General features: G+C 59.7%; 18 protein-coding genes. 5 read left to right on the top strand and 13 right to left on the bottom strand.

Annotation, left to right across the window (positions count from 1 at the left end; all coding sequences use genetic code 11):
- Positions 1–49: 49 nt before the first annotated feature.
- From ppa to HJB83_RS13480, 4 genes are all read right to left on the bottom strand, one after another.
- Positions 50–583 carry an inorganic diphosphatase gene (ppa, locus tag HJB83_RS13495; RefSeq protein WP_011653868.1) on the bottom strand — a complete coding sequence of 178 codons (534 nt, stop codon included), beginning with the start codon at positions 581–583 and terminating at the stop codon, positions 50–52.
- Between the two features lie 147 nt (positions 584–730).
- Positions 731–1,237 carry a GNAT family N-acetyltransferase gene (locus HJB83_RS13490; protein WP_207582129.1) on the bottom strand — a complete coding sequence of 169 codons (507 nt, stop codon included), beginning with the start codon at positions 1,235–1,237 and terminating at the stop codon, positions 731–733.
- A gap of 262 nt (positions 1,238–1,499) precedes the next feature.
- Complete coding sequence (gene typA / locus HJB83_RS13485) at positions 1,500–3,320, bottom strand: translational GTPase TypA (RefSeq protein WP_221131662.1); 1,821 nt, start codon at positions 3,318–3,320, stop codon at positions 1,500–1,502.
- 157 nt (positions 3,321–3,477) lie between these two features.
- Positions 3,478–5,565 carry a M3 family metallopeptidase gene (locus tag HJB83_RS13480; RefSeq protein WP_221131661.1) on the bottom strand — a complete coding sequence of 696 codons (2,088 nt, stop codon included), beginning with the start codon at positions 5,563–5,565 and terminating at the stop codon, positions 3,478–3,480.
- A gap of 209 nt (positions 5,566–5,774) precedes the next feature.
- Here HJB83_RS13480 and HJB83_RS13475 point away from each other — a divergent pair, with 209 nt between their 5' ends.
- Entirely contained in the window at positions 5,775–6,206 is a 432-nt protein-coding gene (locus HJB83_RS13475; RefSeq protein ID WP_207582132.1) for a hypothetical protein, read from the top strand.
- 6 nt (positions 6,207–6,212) lie between these two features.
- Here the strand turns inward: HJB83_RS13475 and HJB83_RS13470 are convergent, their stop codons facing one another.
- The 4 genes from HJB83_RS13470 to HJB83_RS13455 form a co-directional block, all read right to left on the bottom strand.
- On the bottom strand, positions 6,213–6,854 hold the full coding sequence (locus tag HJB83_RS13470; protein WP_024320406.1) for a LysE family translocator: 642 nt from the start codon (positions 6,852–6,854) through the stop codon (positions 6,213–6,215).
- Positions 6,855–7,106: 252 nt separating this feature from the next.
- Positions 7,107–9,947 (bottom strand): winged helix-turn-helix domain-containing protein, encoded by a 2,841-nt coding sequence (locus HJB83_RS13465; protein ID WP_207582133.1) that lies wholly within the window; start codon positions 9,945–9,947, stop codon positions 7,107–7,109.
- Positions 9,948–10,034: 87 nt separating this feature from the next.
- On the bottom strand, positions 10,035–10,454 hold the full coding sequence (locus tag HJB83_RS13460; RefSeq protein ID WP_012759336.1) for an Ohr family peroxiredoxin: 420 nt from the start codon (positions 10,452–10,454) through the stop codon (positions 10,035–10,037).
- Between the two features lie 51 nt (positions 10,455–10,505).
- Positions 10,506–11,813 carry an epoxide hydrolase family protein gene (locus HJB83_RS13455; RefSeq protein WP_130707887.1) on the bottom strand — a complete coding sequence of 436 codons (1,308 nt, stop codon included), beginning with the start codon at positions 11,811–11,813 and terminating at the stop codon, positions 10,506–10,508.
- A gap of 316 nt (positions 11,814–12,129) precedes the next feature.
- Here HJB83_RS13455 and HJB83_RS13450 point away from each other — a divergent pair, with 316 nt between their 5' ends.
- Together HJB83_RS13450 and HJB83_RS13445 are read left to right on the top strand one after the other, a co-directional pair.
- Complete coding sequence (locus HJB83_RS13450; RefSeq protein WP_012759338.1) at positions 12,130–12,525, top strand: Ohr family peroxiredoxin; 396 nt, start codon at positions 12,130–12,132, stop codon at positions 12,523–12,525.
- 105 nt (positions 12,526–12,630) lie between these two features.
- Positions 12,631–13,641: a DUF3095 family protein gene (locus HJB83_RS13445; protein WP_207582134.1), complete on the top strand. Its 1,011-nt coding sequence runs from the start codon at positions 12,631–12,633 to the stop codon at positions 13,639–13,641.
- A gap of 316 nt (positions 13,642–13,957) precedes the next feature.
- Here HJB83_RS13445 and HJB83_RS13440 read toward each other — a convergent pair whose 3' ends face one another.
- The gene (locus HJB83_RS13440) at positions 13,958–15,181 is read right to left on the bottom strand and encodes an argininosuccinate synthase (RefSeq protein ID WP_221131660.1); all 1,224 of its coding nucleotides are present in this window, start codon (positions 15,179–15,181) and stop codon (positions 13,958–13,960) included.
- Positions 15,182–15,359: 178 nt separating this feature from the next.
- Between HJB83_RS13440 and HJB83_RS13435 the strand changes: the two genes are divergently transcribed.
- A complete protein-coding gene (locus HJB83_RS13435; protein ID WP_221131659.1) occupies positions 15,360–16,211 on the top strand; it encodes an SDR family NAD(P)-dependent oxidoreductase in 852 nt (283 codons plus the stop codon).
- 84 nt (positions 16,212–16,295) lie between these two features.
- Positions 16,296–16,937, top strand: coding sequence for a LysE family translocator (locus HJB83_RS13430; RefSeq protein ID WP_221115467.1), 642 nt, complete (start codon positions 16,296–16,298; stop codon positions 16,935–16,937).
- Between the two features lie 113 nt (positions 16,938–17,050).
- Here HJB83_RS13430 and HJB83_RS13425 read toward each other — a convergent pair whose 3' ends face one another.
- The 4 genes from HJB83_RS13425 to rlmN form a co-directional block, all read right to left on the bottom strand.
- Positions 17,051–17,845: an ABC transporter ATP-binding protein gene (locus HJB83_RS13425; RefSeq protein ID WP_207582137.1), complete on the bottom strand. Its 795-nt coding sequence runs from the start codon at positions 17,843–17,845 to the stop codon at positions 17,051–17,053.
- Positions 17,842–18,720 carry an ABC transporter permease gene (locus HJB83_RS13420; RefSeq protein WP_221131658.1) on the bottom strand — a complete coding sequence of 293 codons (879 nt, stop codon included), beginning with the start codon at positions 18,718–18,720 and terminating at the stop codon, positions 17,842–17,844. The genes HJB83_RS13425 and HJB83_RS13420 overlap by 4 nt, the downstream gene beginning before the upstream one ends.
- 130 nt (positions 18,721–18,850) lie before the next feature.
- Positions 18,851–19,804, bottom strand: coding sequence for an ABC transporter substrate-binding protein (locus HJB83_RS13415; protein WP_207582139.1), 954 nt, complete (start codon positions 19,802–19,804; stop codon positions 18,851–18,853).
- Positions 19,805–19,897: 93 nt separating this feature from the next.
- The gene (gene rlmN / locus HJB83_RS13410) at positions 19,898–21,124 is read right to left on the bottom strand and encodes a 23S rRNA (adenine(2503)-C(2))-methyltransferase RlmN (RefSeq protein ID WP_207582140.1); all 1,227 of its coding nucleotides are present in this window, start codon (positions 21,122–21,124) and stop codon (positions 19,898–19,900) included.
- Positions 21,125–21,318: the final 194 nt, after the last annotated feature.

The following is a 21,318-nucleotide window of genomic DNA, read 5'->3' as shown; positions in this document are numbered from 1 at the left end:
ACGCCGCGCATCCGCTGGATGCGCTAAGGACGCTCTATGCGCTGAGCGATCAGCCCTTCTTCTTGGCGCGCTCGACGGCTTCGAGGATGAGTTCGCCGGCTTCCTTGGAATCGCCCCAACCGAAGATCTTCACCCACTTGCCGGGCTCCAGGTCCTTGTAGTGCTCGAAGAAGTGCTCGATCTGCTTCAGCGTGATCTCGGGAAGATCGGTGTAGTCCTTCACCTTCTCATAACGCAGCGTCAGCTTCGGCGACGGCACGGCGATGATCTTCTCGTCCTTGCCGGAATTATCTTCCATCTTCAGGACCCCGATCGGACGCACATTGATGACACAGCCGGGAACCAGCGGGCGGGTGCTGGCGATCAGCACGTCGATCGGGTCGCCGTCCTCAGACAGCGTATGCGGCACGAAACCATAATTGCCCGGATAAGTCATCGGCGTGTAGAGGAAACGATCGACGACCAGCGTGCCGGCTTCCTTGTCCATCTCATACTTGATGGGATGGCCACCGACCGGAACCTCGACGATAACGTTGACGTCCTCAGGTGGATTATTACCGATTGAAATGGCGTCGATGCGCATAGGAAACTCCCGCGAGGTTGAATTGATCGCAGCCAGATAATCAGTTTCATGTGGCAACGCAACATTTGAGATCACCGATGCGTGATGGCACCGGCGCAAAATGCTCAAACTTTCGAATGGGAAAACAGGCGGTCGCAACCAACCCCGTCAGTTCCAGATGAAGCCGATCTTCTTCAACTGCCTGTGGTCGAAATTTTCCATGCCTTCGCAGAAATCGACACCGCCGTGATGACGATAGAAGCGGCCGGCGGTCTCGTTTTCCTCAAGGCACCAGACGACCAGCCCGTTGCAGCCGAGCGACTTCAGCAGCCGGCGCGCCTCGCCGAACAGCATCCGGCCGAGACCGATGCCCTGATATTCCGGACGAAGGTAAAGCTCGTAAATCTCGCCTTCCTGCGGCAGCGCCCGGGCGCGGTTGAGGCCGAGCGTCGCGTAGCCGGCAACGGTTCCGGCGACATCGAGAACCAGCAACGTCGCCGGTCCACGCGTTGCCTTGCGCCACCAGTTTTCACCGCGCCGCTCGATCATCTGCGTCAGCGCGCGATGCGGAATAATGCCTGCATAAGTGTGCTGCCAGGCGAGCCTGTGGGTTTCCGATATGGCTCGGGCATCGTTGGGTTCGGCCCGCCGAACATCGATCGACAACGTCTTCATAACGTTTACTCTGGTCCCGCCAAGGGCAATTAACCATATGCGCCCAGCGCATCGTGATCGATTGCCCACAGACTTGATATGTGGACGACAGCTAAAATTTAACGCTTTTTTAACGATTGTCACAAGTCGGAATCAACGCGGCGCACAACAAAAAACCCCGGCACGAAGGCCGGGGTTTCAAACGTTGTTTTTAAAGCTCTTTATTTATGCATGTCGTTATCCCGGAACCGCTTCACACTTCCGGGCGACATGCATTACGCTCTCAGAGAGCCGCTTTGGACTTTTCGAAGCGCTTGCGATCGTTTGCGTCGAGATACATCTTGCGCAGACGAATATTCTTCGGTGTCACTTCCATCAGTTCGTCTTCCTGGATCCAGGAAAGAGCGCGATCAAGCGTCATGCGGATTGGCGGCGTCAGCTTGACGGCTTCGTCCTTGCCGGCGGCGCGGATGTTGGTGAGCTGCTTGCCCTTCAGGACGTTCACTTCAAGGTCGTTATCGCGCGTATGAATGCCGATGATCATGCCGGCATAGACCTTTTCGCCCGGATCGATGATCATCGGGCCGCGGTCTTCCAGGTTGAACATCGCATAAGCGACGGCTTCGCCGGGAGCGTTGGCGAGCAGCACGCCGTTGACGCGGCCACCGATCACACCCTTGTAGGGCTGGTAGTCGTGGAACAGGCGGTTCATGATCGCAGTGCCGCGCGTATCCGTTAGCAGTTCCGACTGGTAGCCGATCAGGCCACGGGTCGGTGCGTAGAAACGCAGGCGAAGACGGTTGCCACCCGAAGGACGCAGCTCGACCATTTCGGCCTTGCGCTCGGACATCTTCTGCACGACGACACCGGAATGTTCTTCGTCGACGTCGACGACGACTTCCTCGATCGGCTCCAGAAGCTGGCCGTTTTCATCCTTGTGCATCACGACGCGCGGACGCGACACGGCAAGCTCAAAACCTTCGCGACGCATGGTTTCGATGAGAACGGCGAGCTGAAGTTCGCCGCGGCCGGACACGTAGAACGAATCCTTGCCTTCGGCTTCTTCGATCTTCAGGGCGACGTTGCCTTCTGCTTCCTTGAGCAGACGGTCGCGGATGACGCGGGAGGTAACCTTGTCGCCCTCGGTGCCCGCGAGCGGGCTATCGTTCACGATGAAGGACATGGTGACAGTCGGCGGATCGATCGGCTGCGCCTGCAGCGGCACGGTGATCGAGGGATCGCAGAAAGTGTCGGCGACCGTGCCCTTGGAGAGGCCGGCGATCGCAACGATATCGCCTTGATGCGCTTCGTCGATCGCCGTGCGCTCGATGCCGCGGAAGGCGAGGATCTTGGAAATACGGCCGGTTTCGATCGTCTTGCCGTCGGCGTGAAGAACCTTCACCGCCTGGTTCGGCTTGATGGAACCGGAATTGATGCGGCCGGTGATGATGCGGCCGAGGAAGGGGTTGGCTTCGAGGATCGTGCCGATCATCGTGAACGGGCCTTCGTGAACGGTCGGCTCCGGCACATGCTTGAGCACGAGGTCGAGCAGAGGTGCGAGACCCTGGTCCTTCGGGCCTTCCGGATTGACGTTCATCCAGCCGTCGCGGCCGGAACCGTAGAGGATCGGGAAATCGAGCTGCTCGTCGGTCGCGTCGAGATTGGCGAAAAGGTCGAAGACTTCGTTGATGACTTCTTCGTGGCGGCCGTCCGGACGGTCGATCTTGTTGATCGCGACGATCGGGCGAAGGCCGACCTTCAGCGCCTTGCCGACGACGAACTTGGTCTGTGGCATCGGGCCTTCGGAGGCATCGACGAGAACGATCGCGCCATCCACCATCGAGAGAATGCGCTCGACTTCACCGCCAAAGTCGGCGTGGCCGGGGGTGTCGACGATGTTGATACGGACACCCTTCCACTCGACCGAGGTCGCCTTGGCGAGAATGGTGATGCCGCGTTCTTTTTCGAGATCGTTCGAGTCCATCACGCGTTCAGCGACACGCTGATTTTCGCGGAACGAACCGGACTGCTTGAGAAGCTCATCCACCAGGGTCGTTTTGCCATGGTCAACGTGCGCGATGATCGCGATATTGCGAAGTGCCATATGTGAAATCTCTGAGGCTGCGGCGCACGCTCTTGAGGACGCGCCTATTGGTTTGGGGCGTCCATACAGTTTTTTTTGCGTTTGCGAAAGAGGGGAACGCGCAAAAGCTGCGGCATGGCTGTCGCCCTGCCGCATCATGGCGTGTCATCAAATTGTCTTAGGCGTCGCTGCCTGTCAATTCCTCGAAGGTCGAAAGTCCCTTTTTCAGAAGCATCGCATCCGGGCTCGGCAGCTTGCCGCGGAAGGCCTTGTAGGCGTCCTCCGGATCGATCGAACCGCCGACGGAATAGATGTTTTCCTTAAGCTTCTTCGCCATCTCGCCGTTGAAGGCGTCTCCCGTCTCCTCGAAGGCAGCAAACGCGTCGGCATCGAGCACCTCCGACCACATATAGGAGTAATAGCCGGCCGAATAACCGCCGGAAAAGATGTGCTGGAAGTGCGGCGTGGCATGGCGCATGACGATCGATTTCGGCATACCAATCTCGGCAAGCACCTCCGCCTGCACCGCCATCGGATCCACAACCGCCTCACGCGTGTGAAACGCCATATCGACCAGCGCCGACGAGGTGAATTCGACGGTGTTGAAGCCGGCATTGAAGGTGCGGGCGGCAAGCACCTTGTCGAGCAGAGCCTGCGGCATCGGCTCGCCGGTTTCGACATGCACAGCGTAGCGCTTCAGGATATCAGGCACCGTCAGCCAGTGCTCGTAGAGCTGCGACGGCAGCTCGACGAAATCGCGCGAAACGCCGGTGCCGGAGACGGAGGGGTAGGTGACGTTCGAAAGCATGCCGTGCAGCGCGTGGCCGAATTCGTGGAACAGCGTGCGCGCATCGTCGAGCGACAACAGCGCCGGCTTGCCCTCGGCAGGCTTGGCGAAATTGCAGACATTGTAGATGATCGGCAGCTCGCCATGGCGGCCGTTCTTCAGCTCCAGCCTGTGCTGCGATTGCAGCGAGCTCATCCAGGCGCCGGATCGTTTCGAGCCGCGGGCAAAATAATCGCCGAGGAACAGGGCGACCAGCCGGTCTTCGCGATCCCTGATTTCAAACACCCTGACATCCGGGTGATAGGCGGCCACGTCTTTCTTCTCGACGGCGCGGATACCGAACAGCCGGCCGGCCACCTCGAAGCAGGCCTCGACGATCTTCTCGAGCTGCAGATAGGGCTTGAGCTCAGCCTCGGAGAAATCGAACTTTCGCGCCCGGATCTTTTCGGCGTAGTGGCGCCAGTCCCAGGGCATCACCTCATGGTTTCGCCCCTCCTCGGCGATCAGCGCGGCGATATCGACCTCCTCTTCGCCGGCACGTTTCACCGCCCTTGCCCAGACGGCCTTGAGCAGGTCGTTCACCGCACCCGCCGTCTTTGCCATCGTGTTGTCGAGCTTCAGCTCGGCGAAATTGCCGTAACCAAGCAGGCTCGCCACCTCATGGCGCAGCGCCAGCGTTTCCTTGATGACGGCGCGATTGTCCGTCTCGCCGTCATTTTCGCCGCGTGCCACCCAAGCCTTGAAAGCCTGCTCGCGCAGATCGCGGCGCTCCGAAAAGGTCAGGAACGGCTCGATGATCGAGCGTGACAGCGTCACCGCATATTTGCCCGCTTCGCCGCGTTCGCGCGCAGCCGCAGCCATTGCGTCGCGCAGGAATTCCGGCAGGCCCGCGAGCTCGGCACTGTCCGAAAGGACCAGTGCCCAGGCCTTTTCGTCGGCCAGCACGTTCTGGCCGAATTGCGTCCCGAGGCCGGCAAGCTTTTCATTGATCGCCGCAAGTTTTTCCTGCTCGGCCTTCTCAAGCTTGGCGCCCGATTTGACGAAGCCTTTCCAGTGGCGTTCCAGCACGCGTGTCTGCTCGAGCGTCAAGCCAAGCGTCTCGCGATTCTCCCAGAGCGTATCGATGCGAGCAAAAAGCGCTGCATTCATCCCGATCTTCGAATAGTGGCGCGACATCTTCGGCGAGATCTCCCGCTCCAGCGCCTGGATCACATCATTGGTATGCGCGCCTGCCTTGTTCCAGAACAGCGCCGAAACACGCGACAGCGCGTCGCCGGCAATCTCCAGCGCCACGACCGTATTCTCGAATGTCGGCGCATCGGCGTTTCCGGCGATCTCATCGATCTCCCTTTCATGCGCGGCAAGCGCTGCTTCGAAGGCAGCGGCGAAATCGCCGTCATTCAATGCGTCGAAACGCGGCAGGCCGTGAAGACCGTCCCAGGTTACCAGCGCCGGATTGAAATCATGGGGAGAAGACATCGAAGAATTCCTTTTTGGCATGCAAGTGGATCGTCAATATAGGAGAGCCGTCAGAGAATTGGTATGTTGCCGGAAGGGTCTTTTTGGCTCGCCTATCAAATCTGGTGGACAACAATTGATACGTGAAAATTAACCAATCGTTAACGATTGACGCGAATCACGCGTAAGCGCTACGTTCCTCATGTTCTTCTTGTAAGGGGACATGCGCCATGGAAATTTTTTCTGTGCGGTCTTCTCAGAGTTTGCTTTTTAAAAACAATCCTAATAACGCAAAAAGTTCGAAGACCTCTGATATTGAAATCGAGACCAGAGCTCCCGCCCCGGCCTCGTTCCAGATCGAAGACGAAGTTGGCGAAGGCCCGGATTTCACCGCGGTCAGCCCTGGGGAACTGCGCAATTACGCACGCCAGAGTTTCGACAGCGGCCTGATCGATCAGAACACCTACGCCGCGATTTCCGAACCGCTGCCGATGCATGCGATCGATCCACTCGGCAACATCGTCGATCTCTCCAGCGTCACCGACGGCACCAGCTTCAATTTCCTCGATTATTACAAGAACCAGCTGCAGATCGCCATGTCGATCGGCGATTCTGGCGAGGTCCAGACACTGAAATCGATCGTCAATTTCCTGAATGCCTGATTGCGTTTAAGCCTTGCGCCAACCGAGCAGGCCGGGCGTTGCGTGCCAGAGCGCCTGGGCGGCAAATCCCATAAAAAGCACGCCGGAGCAGCGCACGATCAATCGCTCATGGGCGCGATAGAAGCGCCGTACCGTACCGGCGCCGATGATGCCGATCAGGATGATGTCGGCAGTCACGAAACCGACGAACGACACGCCGAGCAGCACCGGCAACGCCTCGAAATCGAGCGCGCCGGCCGAGCCGGCAACCAGTGCAGTGAAGGTGGCGAGCGCCACCGGATAACCCTTCGGATTGGTGACGCCGAAAATCAGACCGCGGCGAAACGGCCGCTCGACCACAACAAGCGCCTGCCCTTCCGCTTTCGGCTTGGCATTGACAGCGCTCCAGCCGATCCAGGCGAGGTAGAAACCGCAGGCAAGGCCGAGCAGGTCGAAGACGAAGGTTCCGATCGTCTTTGCGCCGACGATGGCGATCAGCGCCAGCGACGACCATATGAGATCCCCGACCAGATGCCCCATCATGAAGAAGGCGCCGGCCTTGCGGCCCTGCCCGGCGCCGATGCCGAGCAGCTGCAGGAAGGCGGGTCCCGGAATGAGCACGTAGAAGAGCGCCGCCAGAAAGGCGCCGAAGAGCAAAGACTGCGTCATGGAAATGCTCCGGAGGATGATGTTGCAGACTAGGCAATCGCAGGCATTCGTCAAGGGTGGTTGCATTAGCACGAAAAGCGGAGCGGCTTTCGGCCCTAAGCGAACTTTTTCGCTTTAGAAGGATAAGGCCGCTTTGCGCGCCCATGTCGACCATAGAGGGCGGCTTCGCAGCTTCCTGAAAGCGGACATCGTCTTGGGCACGGTCTCCGTCCCCCTGTGCACCAAAAGCAGCCACTTCAGTTACTCGCGAGGTTATGACAGGTTTTGTAGTAGTGTGTCTGCGGCCATCACGTCTGTCGTGTCCATACCCTCTTCAAATCTCTCACACACTGGCGTCAGCAGTACCCGAGCCTCGCGTAACCTACCGTCGCTGGCCATCAGTGCGGCCAGATCGGTTGCTGCCCGCAGCTCCCAGGCATGTGCACCCATGCTGGCACTTCTTTCCAAAGACGAGACCAAGCAAGCCTCGGCGTCGGTTGCGGAATTGATCGACAGCAAACCCGCCTTCACGCGCAGCAGCTCCGGCATATAGCAAAGGTCGCCGTTCCTCTCGACAAGTTCGATGGTCTTGTTGATCCGGGCCATCCCTTCCTCGCGCTCTCCGATCAGTGCCAGTCCTTTTGCAAGGGACAGCTCCAGCATCGTCGTGAACACCTCGTAGGTGGATGCATGAAGCTTCTCGATGCATCGTCTGAGTGTCTCGATCCCCAGCTTCACCTGTCCCCGACGGATGGCCAGTTCGCCTTCGAAGCCCCGAGCCACCGACACGTAGGGAGACAGGTTGTGTAGCCCCGCACGGGAGACCAGCCATTCAATGTGTTCCTCGGCACTCGGCACGTCGCCCCGCCATAGGAAGACTGCAATGCCTCCAAGCAGTGCGATGCAGAGTGTCAGCGAGTGATCCAACTTAGCGGCATCGCTGATCGCCTGTCGCGCTTGGACGTCGGCCTGCTCCGGGTAGCCTTGTAGCCAAAGGTTCCGTGCAAGAATTCCGCCAGCGAGATGCTTTCCCTCGAAGCCGACGTAGCTTGCAGGTGTTCGTTGTGGCTGATGTTCGCTTCTTGTAGCCGCTTCGAGTTCGGTGCGGGCGTGGCGAAGATCACCGGTAAAGTGCAGCGAATTGCCGAGGAAGAAGTGCGCCAGTTCGACAGTGGCGGCGTCATCAAGAGTGGCGGCGATTGCCGAACATCGCCGGGCATAATCAAGAGCGGCGTTAAAATCTCCTATCCGAAGGCTGAACATGTGCAACGGACCTAGTATGCGCAACTGGTCGAGCGTGTTCCCCCGGTCCTCGGCAATATGGAGGGCGCGACCAAGAGCGATCTGCGGTGTCTCGCGGCCTCCCTGCAGATACATCCGGGAAATTCCCAGACCGGCTTGTAGGTGCATTTCCTCGACGCCTCCCCTGAACGCCTCATCCAGTGCAAGAACCGCCCGTTCCGACCATCGCTGGCACTCCGGGAAAAGTGACATCACCTGGAACACAGGTACAGCAGCAGCCGCAAGCCTGATGCCGACGTCGATATCGCCATGCTCCCCGAACGCCCATTCCAGTGCCGCCCGCACGTTGTTGATGCTCACGAAATACGGCAATCGCTCAGGCCCCGTAGAAAGCGTCGGCCAATCCGGTCCGAATTGCTCCAGCCAACGCTGACAATAGGTCGCGTGACGCGCATTCAATCCGGCGCGGTCCTCGTCCGTCTGCGCATGGAGCGCGTAGGCACGTGTCGTATCCAGCAAGCGGTAGCGCATCGTCGCCCCTGCCGGCCGCGTTGCGAGCAGAGACTTGGCGACCAGATTGTCCAGTGCCTCGAATATGGCCGAGGGCGCCATGTCCGCTGTGGAAATGACCTCCAGCGCGGCGTCGAGGGTGAAGTCGCCGACAAAAACGGCAAGCCGCCGGAGCACCGTGCGCTCCAGGTCTGTTAGAAGTCCAAAGCTCCAGTCGAGCGTCGCCTGTAGGGTCCTTTGTCGCGGCGGTGCGTTTCGCGATCCCGCCCACCCCAATGTCAGATGCTGATCGAGCAGCTTGGCGGTCTGAAGGAGGCCATAGCTCTCGACGCGTCTGGCGGCGAGTTCTAACGCAAGCGCCATACCATCGAGTTTTCGGCAAATACTCGCGACGACGCGGGCATCCTGGTCGCTGAGATTGAGATTGGCACCGCTCGCCGCAGCCCGTTCGACGAACAGCCGAGTCGCTGGAAAGGCAAGTATCGTGTCGGTCGTAAGTTCCAGGTCATCCGGGGGGAAAGCGAGGGTATCTAGCCGGTAGACGCTTTCGGCCTCGATCCTTAACGCCTCGCGACTTGTTGCCAGCAGAAAGACCTGAGGGGCGGCTTCGACAATGGCGGCCACGAGATCAGCAATGGCATCAATCAGATGCTCGCAGGTATCGAGTATCAACATGATTTGCTTGTCGCGGAGGTAGGCAATCAAACTGGGACGTACATCGCTGGAGCTGACGGACAAACCAAGCATCGAGGCGATCCCGGCCGCGACTAGAGCCGGATCGCTCACCATGCCATAATCGGCAAACAGGACTGCTCCCTTGAATGTGGGAGCGAGGTGATGCGCAACTGCCGTGGCGACGGTCGTCTTTCCGACACCGCCGACGCCGACAATGGTGACCATTCGCGAGGCCATCAGCTTTTCGGTCAGCGCGAGAACATCCTGCTCTCGGCCGACCATGCGATCCGGTCGGCCCGGCAGAATAGCGTAACGGAAATCGAGTTCGGCGGAGACTTGTCGAAGGAGACCGGATCGTGAGATTGGCGCGACGAAACAATAGCCCCGTCCGGCAATAGTGGTGATGTACCGTGCTCCATCGTGACCGTCGCCCAGCGCCTTCCTCAGGCCTGTCATGTGGAAACGCAGGCTGCCTTCATCGACGATGACATCAGGCCAGACGCGGGATATCAGGTCTTGCTTGCTGACGATGACATTGGGAGCGAGGGTGAGAGCGACCAGCAAGTCCAGTGCACGCGCCCCGAGGTTTATCGGAACCCCGTCCTTCGCGAGAAGCCGTTGGCCGACACTCAAACGGAACGGACCGAAGGATAACTCCTCCGCTTTAACGTCGCCGCCTATGTTCATGGCTTTGCCCCAGCCGTCCCCACTGGCTCCTTATACTCCAATCGCACTGCTGAGGCTATTGAGGACGAATACTGCCGCAGCGCGCTCTCACCCGATCCTGAATACGACCTCGACATTGCCCCGTGTAGCCCTGGAAAAAGGACATATCCGCCGCGACTCTTCGATCAAAGAGGAAGCGACGTCTCTTTCCAAACCGGGAAGTTGAATGGCGAGCCGAACGCCGAGGATTGATTGATCGTCGTCCGATGACAGATCGACTTCGGCATGAATTTTGACGTTGGCGGGAAGGTTCACTCCGGTCTCTCTGGCGACCTTCGCCATGGAGCTTGCGAAGCTCGCCGACCAGGCGGCAGCCATGAGCTGTTCGGGATTGGTGCCGATTCGGGCCGAACCGGGTTCTGAAAGCCTGATGTCGAGCACGCCGTCGGTGCTGCGGGCGATCCCGTTCTGACGCCCGCCTGTCGTTTCGGTGATTGCCGTGTAGATCAGATGCATGGTGTTGTTCATGGACATATCCCTTGAGCGGCGAGCGCCGGTTGGGGCGCTCGCCTGATAAGATCAGCCGGACTTCCGCAGGCTGCGAAAGCCGACACGGACCTCGTCTGTGAAGAGCTTCGGCTGCTCCCATGCTGCAAAGTGTCCACCCTTCGGAAGCTTGTTGTAGTGAACCAGGTTTGGATAAGCCTTCTCGGCCCAGGCGCGGGGCGTCTGGTAGAGTTCGTCTGGGAAGACGCTGACTGCGACCGGCACCTTGACGCCCTTCGGAGCGAAGAATACGAGCTTGTTCTCCCAATAGAGCCGCGCGGCGGATACGCCGGTATTTGTCAGCCAAAACAGCGTCACGTTGTCGAGGACATCGTCAGGGCTCACACCCTCATCCTGGCCGTCGAATGATCGTGCGATCATCGCCAGGCTCGCCCTGTCATGATCGAGCATATAGGTCGCGAGTGCGATGGGTGAGTCCGACAAGCCCGTGAGGGTCTGGGGACGCGTGCCCATCAGAAATGCGTAGTAGACATTCTTGTAGAAGGAGACGAGCTGGTCGTAGGAGGCTTTTTCTTCGTCCGACAGCCCTGCTGGAGCAGGGGCTCCGACAAAGGATGCGTTGTTGATGTCGTTGGGGATCGCTCCTGGCATGTTGGTATGGATGCCGAGCAATTCCGGAGGAGCCTGCACACCGATCATATCGGTCACGACTGCGCCCCAATCGCCGCCTTGCGCAACGAATTGCTTGTAGCCCAGACGCCGCATCAGAGTGATCCATGCCGTCGCTATCCGTTCTGGTCCCCAGCCGGTCGCATCAGGCTTTCCGGAAAAGCCATATCCTGGCATCGACGGGATGACGATGTGAAATGCATCCGAGGCACTGCCACCGTAGGCTGTCGGGTCGGTGAGCGGCCCGATGATCTTCAATTGCTCAATGATCGAGCCCGGCCATCCGTGGGTCACGATCAGAGGAAGCGCGTTCTCGTGCTTGGAACGAACATGGATGAAATGGATGTCCAGCCCATCGATCTCGGTGATGAAATTCGGCACGGCATTGATCCGGGCTTCGACCTTGCGCCAGTCGTATTTGTTCTGCCAGTGATCGAGCAACTGCTTGGTGGTTTTGAGCGGTACACCCTGGGAGAAATCGCTGACTGTCTCCTTTTCGGGGAGGCGGGTGTGAGCAAGGCGATAGCGAAGGTCGGCGAGATCAGCCTCTGGAACGTTCACCCGGAACGGGCGGATGGCATCGGATTCCGTTGCGGCAGTCGAACCCGCGGGAAGCAAACTTGCGATGCCCAGGGCAGCAATGCCGGACGCTGCAGCAGCCAGAAGGCGACGGCGATCCTCGTCGATAACGTCAGTCTTGATAGCGGTCATGATCATTCTCCTTGGAAACAGGTTGAACGTCTGCACGACTGTGCTGCTTCAAGGGGTACGCTGGGGACGTGGAGTTCACACGTTAGGTGTTGTGAGATCTTGATAACGGCCCGATGCTTATCGGAAGCAGCATCCGTTGGCCTGCGAGCCCCCCGTGTGGACGGGCTTCGCTTATGCGGTGCTCGTGTGCCGTTAATCGCAGCTATTAACAGCTAGCAACGCATAACGTGCGATCCCGGACTCGGCGAGGTAGGTCTTTGGTCAGCACAGCGGTGCAGACGCTCAATCATCAACAGCTACCAAAAGGAATTTCGCCATGACCTCCAAGGTTCTCTTCACTGGTAAGACACACAACACCAATGGCCGCGATGGCGGTGCTCGCAGCGCCGATGGCTTTCTGGACATCAAGATGAAGCAGCCGCATCCTGCCGCCGAAAACCTGTTCGGAGCCGCCTGGTCCGCCTGCTACATGGGAGCCATCGAACTGGTGGCCTCCAGAAAACAGATCAAGCTCCCTGCCGGGATATCAGTCGACGCTGAAATCGATCTGAACAATGACGATGGCAACTTTTTCCTCAGTGCCCGCCTCAATGTCAGCGTCCCCGGCATCGACCCGGTGATTGCTCGCGAGCTGCTCGATGCCGCCCACGGCATTTGCCCCTATTCGAAGGCAACGCACGGCAATATCGACGTCGTCACCAATCTCATCTAAGCGCGACCTTTTGGGTCTGTCCGGTTTAACGGGCAGACCCAACAATCATCGAGCTGTCAAGCCATCCGCACAAACAGCGACGTCGAAATGTCTGGAGGAAATGCAATGTTCAGATTCAGCACTAAACGTCACGCCTATCATGATTTTGCCGAGTTGCTTGACACGACGATCTACCAGCCATTGCCTGACGAATGGCTTGTCGGGATTACGGATGTCGTGAACTCCACTTCTGCGGTGAATGCGGGACGCTACAAGGACGTTAATTACGCGGGCGCATCGGCCATCGCGGCATTGGGGAACGCCTGGAACAGCTTCGATTTCCCATTCGTGTTTCGAGGCGACGGTGCCGCGTTCGCCTTCCATCCCGACAGACTGGAAACAGCGACGGCGGCGCTCCGGCAGACCGTTGGACACGTCCGCGACGTCTTCCAGCTTGATCTCCGGGCTGGCCTGGTCTCGGTGAGAGAAATCCGTGCAGGGGGTAAAGATGTCCGTACTGCTCGATTCTCAGCATCCGAAACTGCTATCTATTCGATGTTTGCTGGCGGCGGACTTAACTGGGCTGATCGGCAGATCAAATCCGGAAAGTATGGGATCGCCGACAACGTCACGGACACCTCCGCGAACCTGAGCGGCCTGACTTGCGAATGGGCACCGATCCACAGCCGGAGCGGCGAAATACTTTCCCTCCTCGTGGAACCCTGCGACCATTCGAGGTCCACGATGTTCGCGAAGCTTGCCAAGCAAATCGTGGCGGTTTTCGACACAGGAGAGCGACATTCCCACCCGGTACCTAACGACATCGTCATCACGCAGGACGTCGAAGACTATCTCAGCGGCGCAGCATGGGCCGATGTCGTCGCGAATTCGGACTATCGCAGATACGACGACGTTCTACGTTTGACGCTGGATTGCACGGCCGAACAGATCGGAGTGGTCGAAGCTCTGCTTGTCCGCGCCAGAAATCGTGGTGACATCAGGTTTGGGCTACACCGGCAGTCCCACGCGCTCATGACTTGCCTGGTACCTTCCGGCAACAAGGGCTCTCATCTTCATTTCCTCGACGGAATGGGCGGCGGATACACAAAGGCTGCTGAAATGCTGGAGGCTCAGTGAACACAGCAGGCGCTCAACCGACAGGCTTACATCCAAAATTATTGCCTGCAGAGCAATGATTAGCGACGGCTTTGGGCCATTCCCAGACCTTGGCGCGGAGTGCCCGAATGTCCGTTTTCTCGTCGGGTATGCTAACAGCGGACGGTCGGCAGTCGGCCCCGTAACGGTCATTCCTTCACCCCGGGCCAACTACTGCTCCTTGCGCAAATCCGGTCATCCAGACGCTCTAAGAGTTGCTGGTTTGCTACCTCATTCCGCGAAAAAGCCCGCGCGGCGATGCCGGCGGGGCCATATCCGGTGTGCAGGCGAAGCGTGATTACTTCGTGAGGTTGCGCTTGGCGAGCGTGCGCAGGCGCAGCGCGTTGAGCTTGATGAAGCCAGCCGCATCCTTCTGGTCGTAGGCGCCCTGATCGTCCTCGAAGGTGACGAGCTTGTCGGAATAGAGCGACTTTTCGCTTTCGCGGCCGATAACCATGACATTGCCCTTGTAGAGCTTCAGCGTCACTTCGCCCTCGACATGCTCCTGGCTCTTGTCGATCAGCGCCTGCAGCATCTCGCGCTCCGGCGAGAACCAGAAGCCGTAATAGATCAGCTCGGCGTAGCGCGGCATGATCTCGTCCTTGAGATGGGCAGCACCGCGGTCGAGCGTGATCGATTCGATGGCGCGGTGCGCCGAGAGCAGGATTGTGCCGCCTGGCGTTTCGTAGATGCCGCGCGACTTCATGCCGACATAACGGTTTTCGACGAGGTCGAGACGGCCGATGCCGTTGTCGCGGCCGTAATTGTTGAGTGTCGCCAAGAGTGTCGCCGGGCTCATCCGCACGCCATTGATCGAAACCGCGTCACCCTTTTCGAAGCCGACCTTGATCACCGTTGCCTTGTCGGGTGCCGCCTCGGGCGAAATGGTGCGCATATGCACATATTCCGGCGCTTCCTGAGAGGGGTCCTCGAGCACCTTGCCCTCGGAGGAGGAATGCAGCAGGTTTGCGTCGACGGAGAACGGCGCCTCGCCTTTCTTGTCCTTGGCAACCGGGATCTGATGCTGCTCGGCGAAGGCAAGCAGGTCGGTGCGGCTCTTGAACGCCCAGTCGCGCCACGGCGCGATGATCTTGATGTCGGGGTTCAAAGCATAGGCGGACAATTCGAACCGGACCTGGTCGTTGCCCTTGCCGGTCGCGCCGTGCGCGATCGCATCCGCGCCCGTCGTGCGGGCGATATCGATCAGATGCTTGGAAATCAACGGCCGGGCAATCGACGTGCCGAGCAGGTAAACGCCCTCATAGACGGCATTGGCACGGAACATCGGGAAGACGAAATCGCGCACGAATTCCTCGCGCACATCCTCGATGTAGATCTCCTTGATGCCGAGCATCTCGGCCTTCTTGCGCGCCGGTTCCAGCTCTTCGCCCTGGCCGAGATCGGCGGTGAAGGTGACGACTTCGGCGCCGAGCTCGGTCTGCAGCCACTTCAGGATGATCGAGGTGTCGAGGCCGCCGGAATAGGCGAGAACGACTTTCTTCACGTCTTTGTACGATGCCATGATGATGAGGTCCGTTGCATAAAAGGCCGGCGAAAACCCGGTGTCGCGGCACTTTTAGCGAGATTGGCGCGTGACGCAAGGGCAAGTGCGGCGCCACCGGCGGCGATAGCGTTTGACAGCGCGAAAGCGGAGCCCATATTCGCCTGCGTCCGAACAACGCTCCTGGAGAGACTGAGCCGTGACGAATATTCAAGACATTTTCAAGAAGTCCAATGTTGCCGTCATCACCGGCGGCGCTTCCGGCATCGGCCTGGCGGCAGCGAAATATTTCGCCGGACGCGGCATGAGCGTCATCATCGCCGATCTCGGCGGTGATCGGCTGGCCAACTCCGCCGACGAACTCAAGGCCATCGCCGGCGAGGAAAATGTGATGGCGGTCGAGACCGACGTCGCGGCCAAGGACTCGCTGGAGGCGCTCGAACGCGCCGTGCTCCAGCGTTTCGGCCGCGTGCACGTGCTGATGAACAATGCCGGCATCGGCCCGGAAACTTCGATCTTCAGCCCGCAGGCGAACTGGGACAATATCTTCGCCGTCAACCTGATGGGTGTCATCAACGGCACGCGCACCTTCGGCCCGAAGATGCTGTCGCATGGCGAGCCAGGCCTGATCATCAACACCGGCTCGAAGCAGGGCATCACGACGCCGCCCGGCAACCCCGCCTACAACATTTCCAAGGCTGGCGTGAAAGTTTTTACCGAAGCGCTCGAACACGAACTTCGCAACATCGGCGGCGGAAAGATCTCCGCGCACCTTCTCATCCCCGGCTTCGTCTTCACCGGCTTGACCCAGGGCAGCCACATCGAAAAACCGCCTGCCGCCTGGACACCGGAGCAGACCGTCGATTTCATGGTCGAGAGCCTCGAGCGCGGCGACTTCTATATCCTCTGCCCTGACAATGACGTGGCACGCACGGTCGATGAGCGTCGCATGCTCTGGGCTGCCGGCGACATCGTCGAGAACCGCCCGCCACTGTCGCGCTGGCACAAGGACTACGGCGACAAATTCAAAGCGTTCCTGGAACAGAAGTGATCGATACTATTCCAAGGTTTGATTGGTAATTTTCTGGAAGCCGAGTAAGAAATCGTCGGATCTTTCCGGCTTACAGAGTGTGCCATGGATTTCCTGCCCAGCCTGTCGACCCTTCTCGCCTTTGCCGCCGCGACGCTGTTGCTCGCGGCGACCCCGGGCCCAGACATGACGCTGTCGATCAGCCGTTCGCTGGCCCAGGGCAAGAAGGCGGCTCTCTTCGTCGTCGTCGGCACCAGCCTTGGCATCGTCGTTCACACCATGCTGGTCGCCTTCGGCATTTCGGCGCTGATCACCGCCTCGCCGACCGCCTTCCTGATCCTGAAGACCGGCGGTGCCGCCTATCTGCTCTGGCTGGCCGTGCAGGCGATCCGCTTTGGCGCGAAGCTCACCGTCGCTAGGGTCGAGGAGCAGAAAGGCACGGCGCTTTCCAACATCTCGTCGGGTTTCTGGGTCAATCTTCTGAACCCCAAGGTCATTATCTTCTTCATGACCTTCCTGCCGCAATTCGTCAGCGCCGGCGATCCAGCCGTCACGCAGAAGCTGCTTTTCCTCGGGCTTTGCTTCATCCTGATCGGCATGCCGGTCAATGCCAGCGTCGTCTTTGCTGCCGACTGGCTGGCCTCCTGGCTGCAAACCAACAAGAAGGTGTTGCGCGGCATGGACTACACTTTCGCCGGCGTCTTCTCGATCTTCGCGGCGAAGATCCTGCTCACCCAAGCCAGATGATCAGCCAATCCGCGGTCGCGAAACGATCCGCTCACGGTCGGCCTTAGCCGATCACGCCGTCGCCTTAGCCGATCAGCACGCCGTCGGCGCTTGCCGATCAGCACGCTGTCGGTTTATCCGATCAGCAAAGCATCGTCATCGAGCGTCTGGCCGCGCATCTTGCGGAACATCGCGATCAGGTCCTCGACCTGCAGGTTCTTTCTGTTGTCGCCCGCCACGTCGAGAACGATCTCGCCGCCATGCAGCATGATCGTGCGGTGGCCGTAGTCCAGCGCCTGACGCATCGAATGCGTCACCATCATCGTCGTCAGCTTGCGCTCGGTAACGATCTTCTGTGTGAGGTTCATCACGAACTCCGCCATCCCGGGATCGAGCGCTGCCGTGTGTTCGTCGAGCAGCAGCACTTCCGAGCCTGCAAGCGTCGCCATGACGAGCGAAACGGCCTGGCGCTGCCCGCCGGAGAGCAGATCCATGCGGTCCTTCAGCCGGTTTTCGAGCCCGAGATTGAGTTCGGCGATCCGCTCCCGGAAATAGTCGCGCCTGCTACCGCCGAGCGCCGGTGCAAGCCCACGTTTCTTGCCCCGACTGGCAGCCAAAGCGAGATTTTCCTCGATCGACAAAGCGCCACAGCTTCCCGTCAGCGGATCCTGGAACACACGCGCAACCAGACCGGCGCGTGATGCCGTCGACTTGCGCGTCACCTCGTTTTTGCCGATCAGCACCTGCCCCTCGCTCGGCAGGACATCGCCGGCGAGCACGCCGAGCAAAGTCGATTTGCCGGCGCCGTTGGAGCCGATGACGGTGACGAAGGAGCCTTGTTCTATGGTCAGGCTGACGCCGTTCAGCGCCTGCTTCTGCAGCGGCGTGCCGCGCCCGAAAACAACCTTGATGTCCTTGACGCTGATCACGATGCGGCACCTCCGCGAAGACGGGGCAGGATGAGCGCCACGGTCACCAATACCGCCGTCACGAAATTGAGGTCGGATGCCTGCAGGCCGATGACGTCGCTGGATAGCGCCAGCTGGATCGCGATGCGATAGAGGATCGAGCCGAGCACGCAGCCGATCAACGCGATCAGCAGCCCGCGGCGCCCGAGCAGAGTCTCTCCGATGATGACCGCGGCGAGACCGACGACGATTGTGCCGACGCCCGAAGTGACGTCGGCAAAACCGTTCGTCTGGGCAAACAATGCGCCGCCGAGCGCCACCAGCGCATTCGAGATCGCCATGCCGAGATAGATCTGCCGGCTGGTATCGACGCCCTGGGCCCGCGCCATCCGCGCATTGGCGCCGGTCGCCCGCATCGCCAGCCCGGCATCGCTTTCCAGGAAGCGCCAGACCACGATGAGCGCGATGACGACGAGAACGCCGACGAATAGCGGCCGCACGTAGAAATCGCGAAGATCATGGCCGAAGAATGGGCTGATCATCGTGTCGGCATTGATGAGGGCGACATTGGGTTTGCCCATCACGCGCAGATTGACGGAAAACAGCGCAATCATCGTCAGGATCGAGGCAAGCAGGTTGAGGATCTTGAAGCGCACGTTGAGCAGCGCCGTTACCATGCCCGCACCCGCACCGGCCGCCATCGCGACCAAGGCCGCAAGCCAGGCGTTGAGACCAGCGATGATCAGCACCGCCGTCACCGCCGCGCCGAGCGGAAAGGAGCCGTCGACCGTCAGGTCGGGAAAGTCCAGAACACGGAAAGCGAGATAGACGCCGAGAGCGACGAAGGAATAGACCAGGCCGAGCTCGACGGCCCCCCAGAATGCGATTTGGCTCAAGGCTTCCGCCCCTTTTCTTCCGTTTCCGTTTCGCATGCGTGCGAAACATTCAAGCTTCCAATAGCATCAGCCACTCTCGTGTGGAACGAGAGCGGCTGTAAAACTTGACCGATGGCAGCAGCCGCGTTGCTTATTCGATGACTTTAGTGGCGCGGGAAAGCACGCTCTGCGGCAGGGTGACGCCCATCTTGGCCGCAGCAGCCTTGTTGACGACGAGATCGCTGCCGGCGGCGGTCTTGACCGCAATATCACCGGGGTTTTCGCCCTTCAGCACCCGCACGACGATTTCGCCCGTCTGCTTGCCGACATCGTAATAGTTGAAGCCGAGGGCGGCGATCGACCCGCGCGAAACCGAATCCGTATCGGCGGTGAAGAGCGGCAGCTTGCTCTCCTCGGCAACCGCGACGGCGCCTTCGAGCGCCGAGATGATGGTGTTGTCGGTTGGGATGTAGATCACATCGGCGCGGCCGACGAGCGCGCGTGCCGCACCCTGAACCTCTGCCGACTTGGTGGCGGCCGATTCCACAACCTTCAGGCCGGCCTTTTCGGCTTCGGTCTTCAGCACCGCCAGCAGCGAAACGGAGTTCGCCTCGCCGGAATTGTAGAGATAGCCGATGGTTTTCACATCAGGCAGGATTTCCTTGATCAGCGCGATGTGCTCGGCGACCGGCGACATGTCGGAAAGGCCGGTGACGTTGCCGCCGGGCTTGTCCATATTCTTGACGAGCTGGGCGCCGAGCGGATCCGACACGGCCGTGAAGACGACCGGGATATCGCGCGTCGAGGAGACGACCGCCTGGGCCGATGGCGTGGAGATCGGCACGATGACATTCGGCTCGTCGCCGGCGAACTGGCGGGCAATCTGGGCTGCCGTCGCCGGATTGCCCTGCGCCGACTCGAAGACGAATTTCAGGTTCTCGCCCTCTTTGTAGCCGGCGGCCGTCAGCGCATCGAGAACACCCTTCCGGGCTGCATCCAGCGCCGGATGTTCGACGATCGCCGTCACGGCAACGGTCACATTGTCAGCCTTTGCGGGCAGGGAAAGGGCCAAACTGGCGGCAAGAGCGAGTAAAATCGAGCGCATTTGTATCCTCCTGATTGATTTTGGCGCCAGTTTTAGGAAAGGGGCGCCCTGAAATCAATCGCGGAGAATTGTAGCAAGGATCAAACCTGCTGATCAGTCGTCGGCGCCGTGATTGGCAATCATCATCGCCTCGAAGGCCAGGCGCTCGGTCTTGCGCATACGTTCGGAGTCCGATTTCAGCTGGCCGCAGGCGGCAAGAATGTCGCGGCCGCGCGGCGTGCGGATCGGCGAGGCGTAACCCGCCGAATTGATGAAATCGGCGAACTTCTCGATCTGTTCCCAGTCGGAACACTGGTAATTGGTGCCGGGCCAGGGATTGAATGGAATGAGGTTGATCTTCGCCGGCACGCCTTTCAAGAGCTTGATCAGCCCCTTGGCATCTTCCAGGCTGTCGTTGACATCCTTCAGCATCACATATTCGAAGGTGATCCGCCGTGCGTTCGAAAGGCCCGGATAGGTTCGGCAGGCTTCGATCAGCTCCTTCAGCGGGTACTTCTTGTTGATCGGCACGAGAATGTCGCGCAAATCGTCGCGCACCGCATGCAGCGAGATCGCCAGCATGACGCCGATCTCATCGCCGGTGCGGAAGATCTCCGGCACGACACCGGAGGTGGAAAGCGTCACTCGGCGCCTGGACAGCGACAGGCCGTCGCCATCCGTGGCGATCAGCAATGCCTGTTTGACGGCGTCGAAGTTGTAGAGCGGCTCACCCATGCCCATCATCACGATGTTGCTGACCTTGCGGCCCTCGGCAGGCATGATCGTTCCCTGCGGCGCTTGACGATCCGGGAAGTCGCCGAGCCGGTCACGGGCAAGCAGCAGCTGTGACAGAATTTCCTCTGCCGTCAGGTTCCGCACCAGCCGCTGTGTCCCGGTATGACAGAAGGAACAGGTAAGCGTGCAGCCGACCTGGCTGGAAAGACAGAGCGTGCCGCGGCCCTCTTCCGGAATATAGACGGCTTCGATCTCGACGGGGCGCCCCGCGCCCCGCGGGGGAAAACGCAGCAGCCATTTGCGCGTGCCGTCGTTCGAGACCTGTTCCTCGACGATCTCCGGACGTTCGATAGTGAAATGCTGCTTCAGCATCTCCCGCATATCCTTGGCGACATTCGTCATATGGTCGAAATCGGAGACGCCGCGCACATAGATCCAGTTCCAGAGCTGCGCGACGCGCATCTTGATCTGCTTCTCAGCCACTCCCGTTTCCCGGAGTACCGCCCCCATCTCCTCGCGCGACAGCCCGATCAGAGACGGCTTTTCGAGGCTGGCGGAGGTGTGCGCCTGCGGCTTGCTAACAACGATCGCATCCATGACGGACATAAGCATTCATCCCGAATTCAAACATGTCCTGCCCCTGCGAGCCCGCATGCTTCAGGGTGAACCGGAAGACTTGCGGACGCATGACGGCAGATCGGCAAAAATTGAATGGCGGAACGGCGACTGATCGCGATCTATCCGCTGTTGGGCCGGCTTTAGCATCATTTTGCCCGCCCGTCACTACATAGCGTGTCGCG

The sequence above is a fragment of the Rhizobium sp. NZLR11 genome (genome assembly GCF_019685115.1).
GTDB lineage: Bacteria > Pseudomonadota > Alphaproteobacteria > Rhizobiales > Rhizobiaceae > Rhizobium.
Note: the sequence above shows the minus strand (reverse complement) of the source record. Positions and strands in the feature narration are given on the sequence as shown.

Coding starts and splice junctions, on each gene's coding strand:
- ppa (WP_011653868.1), bottom strand. CDS start 583: ATGCGCATCGACGCCATTTCAATCGGTAATAATCCACCTGAGGACGTC.
- HJB83_RS13490 (WP_207582129.1), bottom strand. CDS start 1,237: ATGAAGACGTTGTCGATCGATGTTCGGCGGGCCGAACCCAACGATGCC.
- typA (WP_221131662.1), bottom strand. CDS start 3,320: ATGGCACTTCGCAATATCGCGATCATCGCGCACGTTGACCATGGCAAA.
- HJB83_RS13480 (WP_221131661.1), bottom strand. CDS start 5,565: ATGTCTTCTCCCCATGATTTCAATCCGGCGCTGGTAACCTGGGACGGT.
- HJB83_RS13475 (WP_207582132.1), top strand. CDS start 5,775: ATGGAAATTTTTTCTGTGCGGTCTTCTCAGAGTTTGCTTTTTAAAAAC.
- HJB83_RS13470 (WP_024320406.1), bottom strand. CDS start 6,854: ATGACGCAGTCTTTGCTCTTCGGCGCCTTTCTGGCGGCGCTCTTCTAC.
- HJB83_RS13465 (WP_207582133.1), bottom strand. CDS start 9,947: ATGAACATAGGCGGCGACGTTAAAGCGGAGGAGTTATCCTTCGGTCCG.
- HJB83_RS13460 (WP_012759336.1), bottom strand. CDS start 10,454: ATGAACAACACCATGCATCTGATCTACACGGCAATCACCGAAACGACA.
- HJB83_RS13455 (WP_130707887.1), bottom strand. CDS start 11,813: ATGACCGCTATCAAGACTGACGTTATCGACGAGGATCGCCGTCGCCTT.
- HJB83_RS13450 (WP_012759338.1), top strand. CDS start 12,130: ATGACCTCCAAGGTTCTCTTCACTGGTAAGACACACAACACCAATGGC.
- HJB83_RS13445 (WP_207582134.1), top strand. CDS start 12,631: ATGTTCAGATTCAGCACTAAACGTCACGCCTATCATGATTTTGCCGAG.
- HJB83_RS13440 (WP_221131660.1), bottom strand. CDS start 15,181: ATGGCATCGTACAAAGACGTGAAGAAAGTCGTTCTCGCCTATTCCGGC.
- HJB83_RS13430 (WP_221115467.1), top strand. CDS start 16,296: ATGGATTTCCTGCCCAGCCTGTCGACCCTTCTCGCCTTTGCCGCCGCG.
- HJB83_RS13415 (WP_207582139.1), bottom strand. CDS start 19,804: ATGCGCTCGATTTTACTCGCTCTTGCCGCCAGTTTGGCCCTTTCCCTG.
- rlmN (WP_207582140.1), bottom strand. CDS start 21,124: ATGTCCGTCATGGATGCGATCGTTGTTAGCAAGCCGCAGGCGCACACC.